This window comes from Methanosphaera sp. (assembly GCF_016282985.1).
In the GTDB taxonomy this organism is placed as follows: domain Archaea; phylum Methanobacteriota; class Methanobacteria; order Methanobacteriales; family Methanobacteriaceae; genus Methanosphaera.
In genome coordinates this window covers 21,855-30,708 of record NZ_JAEELZ010000127.1, presented here as the reverse complement: position 1 = coordinate 30,708, position 8,854 = coordinate 21,855, and the positions used below count along the sequence as shown (strand labels likewise).

Sequence of the window (8,854 nt, the reverse complement as noted above, 5' to 3'; positions counted from 1 at the left end):
TGGATCTACATCAGAGTGTTGTGCTGATATTTCTTCTATTGCTTCTACAAACTCTTTTCTTGGTTTGTTAATATATACACCTGTGATGATTTTTCCTTCTAATTCTTCTTCACTCATGTCTTTTGATTGTTCTAGGGTAACTGTGTTATCTTTTAACCAGTTTATCATTTCCACCGGACTTCTTATTTTGTTTTTTCTTCCATAGTATGTTGGACATTGAGCTACTACTTCTATAAAGGAGAATCCTTTGTTTTCTAAACCTTCTTTAATAGCATTTGATACTTGTACCGGTTGAGCTGTGGTATATTTTGCTACATATGTTGCACCTGCAGCTTTTGCTACTTCCGAGATGTTAAAAGGTTTGTCTGTTGAACCATATGGTGCGGTTGTTGCATAACTACCTTTTGGACTTGTTGGACTTATTTGTCCACCAGTCATTCCATAGATATCATTGTTTATACATATTACTGTCAGGTCTATGTTTCTTCTTGCTGCGTGTATTAAGTGGTTTCCACCAATACTTGTTGCATCACCGTCACCTGTAACAACTATTACATCCTGTTTTGGGTTTGCTGTTTTAAGACCTGTTGCAAATGCCAATGCCCTTCCGTGTGTTGTATGAAGTGAGTCACATTTTACATATCCCGGTATTCTTGAAGAACATCCTATACCTGACACCATGCTTATATTATCAAAGTCTACACTTGACATTTCTATTGCATTAAATAATGTGTTTAGTACTATTCCATCTCCACAACCCGGACAGAATATGTGAGGTAATCTTTCTTTTCTTAAGTATTTCATAAATCTGTGTTCATGATCTGCCATAAGTTATTCCTCCATTATTTTATCAAGTATTTCTTGTGGTGTGTGTAATGCTCCACCAATCTTTGATAATAATTCTACTTTTGCATGTTTTCCGAGTACTCTGTCTACTTCCAAGTATACTTGTCCAAGGTTTAATTCAGGTACTATTATCCTTTTTGCATCTTTTGTTAAGTCTAATAAAGTATCAATTGGGAATGGCCATACTACTCCTAATTTAATATACCCTACTTTCAATCCTTGTTCCCTTGCTTCTTTAACTGCAGTTAATGCACTTCTTGATGGTATACCATATGATAATACTATTATTTCTGCATCTTCAAGGAATTTAGAGTCTATTGATGTGATTTCATTTGTATTTTTTGTTATTTTATCACATAATCTTGTAACTAATTCCTGATGAGTTTCTTCATCATCAGTACTTGGATATCCTCGTTTGTCATGAGTTAATCCAGTCACGTGTATATTATACCCTTGTCCAAATGATGGCATTGGTGCAGTACCATTTTCCGGTGCATCAAATGGTAAGTAATTTTCACTTTTTTCAGGCATCTGTCTTGGGACAATTTCTACTTTTTCAGGTATTGTAATCTTTTCTCTCATATGTCCCACAATTTCATCTGCCATTACAAATACAGGACATCTGTATTTTTCTGCCAAATTAAATGCTTTTACAGTGAAGTCAAAACATTCCTGTACACTTGATGGTGCTAAAGCTATTGTTTCATAGTCACCATGTGATCCCCATTTTGTTTGCATCATATCGGCTTGTGCTGATCTTGTTGGTTGACCTGTTGATGGTGAACCCCTTTGCATATTAATGATAACTATAGGTGTTTCAGTCATCACAGCATAACCAATATTTTCCTGCATAAGAGAGATTCCGGGACCACTTGTTGCTGTAACTACTTTTTGTCCGGCCCATGAAGCACCAATTATTGCTCCAACTGCTGCAATTTCATCTTCCATTTGAATAAAATGTCCACCAATTTCTGGTAGTTTTTTTGACATTACTTCTGCAATTTCTGTTGAAGGTGTGATTGGATATCCAGCGAAGAATGTACATCCTGCTGCTAATGCACCTAATGCACAAGCTTCATTTCCTTGTACAAACAATTCTTTATCTGCCATTTTAATCATCCTCTATAGAAATTACTTGATCAGGACACATTAGTGTGCAAAGTTGACATTTAACACATTTTTCTATTTCTGGTATAGGAACATGAACTCCTTTTTGATTTATTTCTTTTGACGGAGTGTACACATTCATTGGACAACAATCTACACAAATAAAGCATCCTTTACATAAATCTTCATTGATATATATCATTTTAATTACCTTGAGTGTTAAGTGAAGATTCTGTTATATTCTTCCTTATTTTGTTATATAATATATCTTGTAATAATTTCATGAATTTGTTATCATGATGTGTAAGTTGAATGAATTAAAAATCATCCATCATCTCACATTATTTAAAATATATGTTTCTTATAATATTAAAAGTTTGTAGAATTTATCACGATTCTTAATAGTTTATACATTTTAATTCGTTAATACTTAGAAAGAGTTATATATTCTTATTTTTTATGATTTGTCGGATCATTATAGTATTTTTAGAAAAATTTGCAAATAGTCTTCATAACAAAAATTATACATCAAATAAGAATTTTAGAAAACAAAAATCAACAATTAAAAAACATAATTTATGAATGGTTAAATTCTAAAAAAAATTAGAAATTTGAAATCATAAATTGAAAAACAGAAATTTATGAATTTAGTAAAAATGTTGAAATTGAAAAGATGAAAACAAAAATTGTCAAAAAGTAACTTTTACAACATACAAACAAAAGTAAAAAATAAAATCAAAAATCAACATTTTATATAATATTCATTATAAAAATAATACCAAGGAGTTAATTTCTATGGCTGAAGAATATGTTAGAAAAACCATTAAATTAAATAAAAAATTATGGGATGAATTCCAAGAGAAAATTGAAAAAGAATATGGAACTACATACAAACATACCTCTGAAGAAATTGAAAAAGCTATCGAAAACTATGTTGATAACGATGTATTAAATGTTGAAAAAACAAAAACAAAAATCAACAATTTAAATGTTGAAAACAAAAATCTTCAAGATAAAGTTATTCAACTTCAAAATGATAATGATAAATTAAATGACAAAATATTAGAAAATAAAACTAATTCAAAAAAAGATCAGGATAACCTCAAGAATTTAGAAGAAAAGTTAAATTCAGTTGAATATGAAAATAATATTGCAAACAACAAGTTAGAATCACTTGAAAAAGAGATTAAACGAATAAATAAAGAAAATTCAGAGATTAATAGTGAAAATAATAGGTTAAAAAACGAAAATAAACGTTTAGAAGATAAATACTTTGAACAAGTAGAAGAAACCAATAAACAAGTTAAAGAAAATACAAAAATTAAAAATAAAAGAGAACATGCACAAGAACGTCTTAATAAAACACAAGATGAATTAAACTACACGTTAAAACGTTTAGAAAAATATAGTTTTGCAATCGGTCAAATTAAGAATATGAGTTTTGTTGATAGACTATTTAACAGATTACCAGAAGAAATTAAAGAGTTACAACCAGGAAAAGAGGAAGAAACAGATTGAAGATAAATTAAAATAATTATATTTAATCTTCAATATACATTATAGGATATTGTAAATTTTCATCGTATGATATACATGTAGTGATTGTTTTTTCTTTAATTTTAGTAGTCAACTTAATTGATAACATTTCCCCAGTAAGAGAAGTATAACCCATAACTCCAGAACATTTTTCAATCAAGTTTCTGTTTAATTTTACACTAACATCAATTACTGCAGGTTGTAGCAATATACTTTTTTTAATAGCCTCTTCCAAAGAAGATGCAGTATCAACACTAACGGGAGTACCAACAAATTGATGGAATAATGCACCCATACTAATACCACCTTCAAAAATTGCTCTTTCCCTATCAGTTAAATTTTTAAAATAATCTTCTTCATTCATAATATCAATCCTTACAATTTTACCCATGATGGTGCATCATATGTGGGAATAGTTAATATAATATTATCCATATTATCTATTAAATTTTCCACACTGCTTCTCGGAACTTCTAACATGATAATATATTCAACATCCAATTCACCAATATTGGATGTTCGTTCATAATTCGATAATCTAGTACCATAATCTTCCAGCATTATTTTTATCTGCTTTTCATCATAAGTTCCTGCAGCTTTAGAAGATAATATCTGTTGAATATCCAATGATGAAGATTGTGATAAATTCCTACTTTTTGGAGATTCGGATAATTCAAGATTTTGTTCAATACTGGCCGAATCCTTAGATCGCAAAATGGAAACTATCTGTGAACCACCAACTATTTTAGTGGTATAAGTAATGTTGGAAGTATCATTTTGACTTTGATTTTCAACTTGACTTTCTGATTCATCCTGAAGATAATTATTGGTTTTATAAATATCAACAACATCACCCTCAGTAATTAAACCACTGGCAGCTTGTTTTCTATTAATACTTAATGGAATTATAACAGAATCAACAGGTTCAATATGTAATGTGGATAATGTTGTAGAATCTCTTGAATTAATATAATTTGTAGCGTTGTTTATATTCATGATATCTGTAGAATTATCCGAATGTATTTCTACCCTATTGTATTTATCCTTATATTCTTTTAATTCTTCAATCAAAGAATTTTTTAAAATAGGATAACACATGGCTTCAACATCCAATTTTTCTAAACTTTCAACATCATTGCAACGTTCAATTTCAGAAATTATCGCCTCTTTATTATGATTTTCATCTTTAGATAATAATGAATGCACTTTATTAATTTTTTCTTGTTTTAAATTATTAAATTCTTCCTGTTGTGGAGCAAAAACCAAAAAATAATATACAAAGGATAATAAAATTGTAATAATTAAAAATACAACAATTATTCCAGTAAGTAATTCTTCATTTTCTCTTTTAGAAAAGCTTTTTCTATGCAATAATTTTGGTGAATCATCTTCTGTGTCAAAAACTTTGGTTAAATTTATGTAATATTCTTGTAGTTTTTCTTTAATATCTTTCATAATAATTTCATTTTAAAAAAAAAAAGTAATAAGAAATTATATCTTAATATTTGTAAATGGAAGAATCAAATATCCAAGTACTAATATTATCAATATAATTGACGGAATATGAAATAGCATATTATTAAGTGGAAGAATCAATGTTACCAGTAATAATAATCCACAGATTCCAAATATTTTGATGTTTTTAATCTTTGGATATTCCAATGTAGAAATCATTAATATTGCTATAACTGACATGATTATTAAGATTAGTGAAGCTTGATTAATCTGTGAAAATAATAATAATGATAACATAAATGAGGATACAGGTATTGGTAATCCGATGAATGTTTTTGTAGGTCCTTCCTGTTCTGTAATTATAGTATTGTATCTACTCAATCTTAATATACCACAGCATAAAAGTAAAATAGATGCTATAATCATTAAAGGAGTATTAAATAATTCAAATATTATTATTGCAGGAGCTATTCCAAAGGAAATTGCATCTGCAAGCGAGTCCATTGTTTCTCCAAATACATCCTTAGACGGACTGGGAAAACGTCGTGCCAAAGGTCCATCTATAGCATCAAAAACCACTGCCAATATCAAAAACAAAGCAGATAATATTGAATTTTGATAGAAAGCCATTATAATTGCCAACATACCTGAAACTGCATTTAATAATGAAGCTATATCTGCTATTCCCACCATTTTCAATATGTTAGTTTCCATAACAAATCATTTCCATATTATTATATTAATAATATTTATTTAACAAAATACATAATATTTCTTCCATATAACCCCAAATTACTATTTTTTACATAATATTAATATTAATAATTTTCATATACTATTATTTTATTATTATAATTAAACATTGTTTAAAATAATATATAAAATTTTATATTTCAATATAAAAAAATAAATAATTCTTAATACATAAAAAAGAGTATCAACAAAAGGAATTAAAATATGGATAAATTAAATGATGATAGTTTAGTTCTAGGAATAGATGAAGCAGGAAGAGGTTCAGTAATAGGCCCACTCGTAATAGGTGGTGTCCTAATGAAAAGAAAAAAATTAAGATTTTTAGACAGAATAGGAGTAAAGGACTCAAAAAAACTATCATCAAAAACTAGAACAACTATTTCAAGAAAAATAAAAAAAATAACAGAATTTAAAACCGTGATTATCACTGCAGACGAAATAGATAACTTACGAAATAGTGGAACGAATCTAAATAAAATAGAAACCAATGCAATGACCGAAATCATCAAACATTTCAACCCAGACTTATGTTGTATTGACTGTATTGATGTGAATGAAGAAAGATTTCATAACAGGATACAACACATTAATCATAAAATGAAAGTAATCACAGAACACAAAGCCGATGACACATACAACATAGTATCTGCTGCATCAATTATTGCTAAAGTAGAAAGAGACAAACAATTAGCAATAATAAGAAACGAATATGGTGCCGTAGGATCCGGATATCCCAGCGACAAATACACCATATCTTATTTAAAATCATTGAAAGGAGAATACCCCCCAATTGTTAGACAAACGTGGAACACTATTAAAAATATTGAAGAAAAAGAATAGAAATAGTATTACTTAAAATTATATAATAGAAAAACTAAATATATATATTATTAATAACTTATGACTCTAAATGATAGCAAGGAGCTAAAATAAATGGACATTATAGGAACAATATTTTCTACAGGTAATGATTTTATTACAATGTTCCAAAGCGGAGGAGCAATAGTATATCTTCTAACCATAATTGGACTATATGGATTATTTTTAGCAATTGAAAAGATATTATATCTGAGACGTGCTTCAAAAGTTGATTTATCAGAAATAATGATAATAGTAAATGAATCAATGGCACATGGTGGATCACTAGAAGCTTTAAGAGCAATAGGTAATTTTAAAACACCCATATCCAGAATAATATCCGAAGCTCTAAAAATAGGATACAGAAGCAAATCTGAAGTAGAGGACAATATGGAACAAGTATTCATTGTAGAAATGGGTAAAATGATGAAAGGTTTATCAACCTTACAGACAATTATCGAAGTATCACCATTAATAGGTCTTATAGGTACAGTAATCGGTATGTGGTACACATTCAAAGACTTGGGAGTAAATAGTGATATTACATTAATGTCAAATGGTATATACATTGCAATTATCACAACCATTTTTGGATTAGCTGTAGCAATTATATTATTACCATTATATACTCACATAAAAAGTATGATTGAAATTCAATTGGATAACATAGAAATTGCCAAGAAGATGAGTAACTGGAGAAATGCTGAAATGAAAGTGTGGATAGAAAAAGATATTGATGAAGTAATTGAAGCACTACAGGAATCACCAGGTATCATCCAAGTTAAACAGATAAAAGATGAACAAGCAAACTTAAAAATATACTTAAAACCGAATATGCTTGAAAAAGGAATTAAGACAATTATACGTGAAAAATCAGATACCCAAAACCGTATAGTTGAAAGTAAATTAAAACAATAGGTCGTGTTCTAAAATGGCAATAGACACTCAAAGATTCAAAAACAAAGTAGAACACCAAACACCAAATATCAACCTAGTACCATTACTGGATGTAATATTTACAATAATGATATTCCTTCTAGTGATGTTAAGCCAACATCCTGTAGACACATTACCTGAAGATTATTCACCAGACCAGATATCTGCAAAACCAACAACATCCACAGGTGATTCAGAGTACTATTTACTACCGTTAAACGGACTTAGAAAAGTTACCGTAAATGGAGAAGATCATTCATCAGACATAAGACATGGTTCAATAGCAGTACATACGAGGGTAATGGATGAAGGTCAAATAATGATGGATTCATCTACAGGAACCATCACAATTAATGCACCAGATGATCTGGTGGATGTAGCAGTTAAACCCCCAGTACTAGATAATTAAGGAGAAGATTAAAATGTATTTAGGAAGAATAATTTCAATAGGAAGTAATGAAGAAGGAAGTATTGCAGCATACAGAGTATCAAGCAGATCATTCCCAAATAGACAGACAGTAGTAAACGGGCAAAAGGCATCAATTGTTCCAACTGCCGGTTCCGAAGATGATATTTACAAAAATCCATACATAAGTTACAACTGTGTAGATATAATTGATGATATTTGTGTAATAACTAATGGTTCACATACTGATATCATTGCAGGTAAAATTCGTGAAGGTATGAATATGAGAGATGCAGTTGCACTAAGTTTACTTGCAATGGACTATGAAAAAGATGATTACAATACACCACGTATTGGTGGAGCTATTAATTTAGATGGTGAAGGATTCATAGGAATTGTCAGGGATGATGGTATAGAAGTAATAAAAGTTAATCCTGGGGAAACATATTACGTATCCACATATGAACATAACAGTCCTAGAGTTGTTAAATTTGAAGCAAGCAATGCACAAGAAGCAGCAGATTATATTTATGGCAAAGGTTCTTTTGAAGAATTTACAAATCCAGTGACTAGTTGTGCAGTATTTGGTAAAGAAAAATGGGATATTGCTTTTAAAAACCCATAATATTTTTTTATTTTCCAATTTATTCTCTTTTTTTAAATAAATCAATTTCATGTATACATAAAATCTTTTTTTTTAAAGTTACTACCCCTATTTTAAAAGTAAATACAAATTAAATATCCACCAACTATTTTTATTAAATTTTAAGACATATTAAATAAAACCTTTTTTAAAAAATTTAATAAAATCTATATTAATTTAATTAATCATATTCTATATTATCTTTCAAATAAAATGTATAAAATATAATATTTATTTGAAAGTGTTTAACAAATAATTTATGGTAATATAAATGTTTAATAAAAAAACAACGTTTTTATTACTTACTTTGATAT

The 8,854-nt window shown here is 28.8% G+C and carries 11 protein-coding genes; 5 read left to right on the top strand and 6 right to left on the bottom strand.

Annotated elements, in window-relative coordinates:
* The 3 genes from QZZ11_RS07770 to QZZ11_RS07760 form a co-directional block, all read right to left on the bottom strand.
* Positions 1-828: 2-oxoacid:ferredoxin oxidoreductase subunit beta (locus QZZ11_RS07770; RefSeq protein ID WP_292475025.1), on the bottom strand; the 828-nt coding region annotated here is incomplete at its 3' end.
* 3 nt (positions 829-831) lie between these two features.
* Entirely contained in the window at positions 832-1,956 is a 1,125-nt protein-coding gene (locus QZZ11_RS07765) for a 2-oxoacid:acceptor oxidoreductase subunit alpha (RefSeq protein ID WP_292475024.1), read from the bottom strand.
* A 1-nt stretch (position 1,957) separates the two neighbouring features.
* Positions 1,958-2,155: a ferredoxin family protein gene (locus QZZ11_RS07760; RefSeq protein WP_292475021.1), complete on the bottom strand. Its 198-nt coding sequence runs from the start codon at positions 2,153-2,155 to the stop codon at positions 1,958-1,960.
* 593 nt (positions 2,156-2,748) lie between these two features.
* Here QZZ11_RS07760 and QZZ11_RS07755 point away from each other — a divergent pair.
* Positions 2,749-3,471 carry a hypothetical protein gene (locus tag QZZ11_RS07755; RefSeq protein WP_292475020.1) on the top strand — a complete coding sequence of 241 codons (723 nt, stop codon included), beginning with the start codon at positions 2,749-2,751 and terminating at the stop codon, positions 3,469-3,471.
* A gap of 22 nt (positions 3,472-3,493) precedes the next feature.
* On the opposite strand, the gene QZZ11_RS07750 is transcribed toward QZZ11_RS07755, so the two are convergent.
* The 3 genes from QZZ11_RS07750 to pssA are packed head-to-tail and all read right to left on the bottom strand — an operon-like array spanning position 3,494 to position 5,658.
* The gene (locus QZZ11_RS07750) at positions 3,494-3,862 is read right to left on the bottom strand and encodes a dihydroneopterin aldolase family protein (RefSeq protein WP_292475028.1); all 369 of its coding nucleotides are present in this window, start codon (positions 3,860-3,862) and stop codon (positions 3,494-3,496) included.
* A 2-nt stretch (positions 3,863-3,864) separates the two neighbouring features.
* Positions 3,865-4,944: a DUF515 domain-containing protein gene (locus QZZ11_RS07745; protein ID WP_292475018.1), complete on the bottom strand. Its 1,080-nt coding sequence runs from the start codon at positions 4,942-4,944 to the stop codon at positions 3,865-3,867.
* 36 nt (positions 4,945-4,980) lie between these two features.
* The gene (gene pssA, locus QZZ11_RS07740) at positions 4,981-5,658 is read right to left on the bottom strand and encodes a CDP-diacylglycerol--serine O-phosphatidyltransferase (RefSeq protein WP_292475017.1); all 678 of its coding nucleotides are present in this window, start codon (positions 5,656-5,658) and stop codon (positions 4,981-4,983) included.
* A gap of 243 nt (positions 5,659-5,901) precedes the next feature.
* Here pssA and rnhB point away from each other — a divergent pair, with 243 nt between their 5' ends.
* From rnhB to QZZ11_RS07720, 4 genes are all read left to right on the top strand, one after another.
* A complete protein-coding gene (rnhB, locus tag QZZ11_RS07735) occupies positions 5,902-6,537 on the top strand; it encodes a ribonuclease HII (RefSeq protein ID WP_292475014.1) in 636 nt (211 codons plus the stop codon).
* Positions 6,538-6,630: 93 nt separating this feature from the next.
* Positions 6,631-7,473, top strand: coding sequence for a MotA/TolQ/ExbB proton channel family protein (locus tag QZZ11_RS07730; RefSeq protein ID WP_292475013.1), 843 nt, complete (start codon positions 6,631-6,633; stop codon positions 7,471-7,473).
* Between the two features lie 13 nt (positions 7,474-7,486).
* A complete protein-coding gene (locus tag QZZ11_RS07725; RefSeq protein ID WP_292475011.1) occupies positions 7,487-7,900 on the top strand; it encodes a biopolymer transporter ExbD in 414 nt (137 codons plus the stop codon).
* 13 nt (positions 7,901-7,913) lie between these two features.
* Positions 7,914-8,522 (top strand): IMP cyclohydrolase, encoded by a 609-nt coding sequence (locus tag QZZ11_RS07720; RefSeq protein WP_292475009.1) that lies wholly within the window; start codon positions 7,914-7,916, stop codon positions 8,520-8,522.
* Positions 8,523-8,854: the final 332 nt, after the last annotated feature.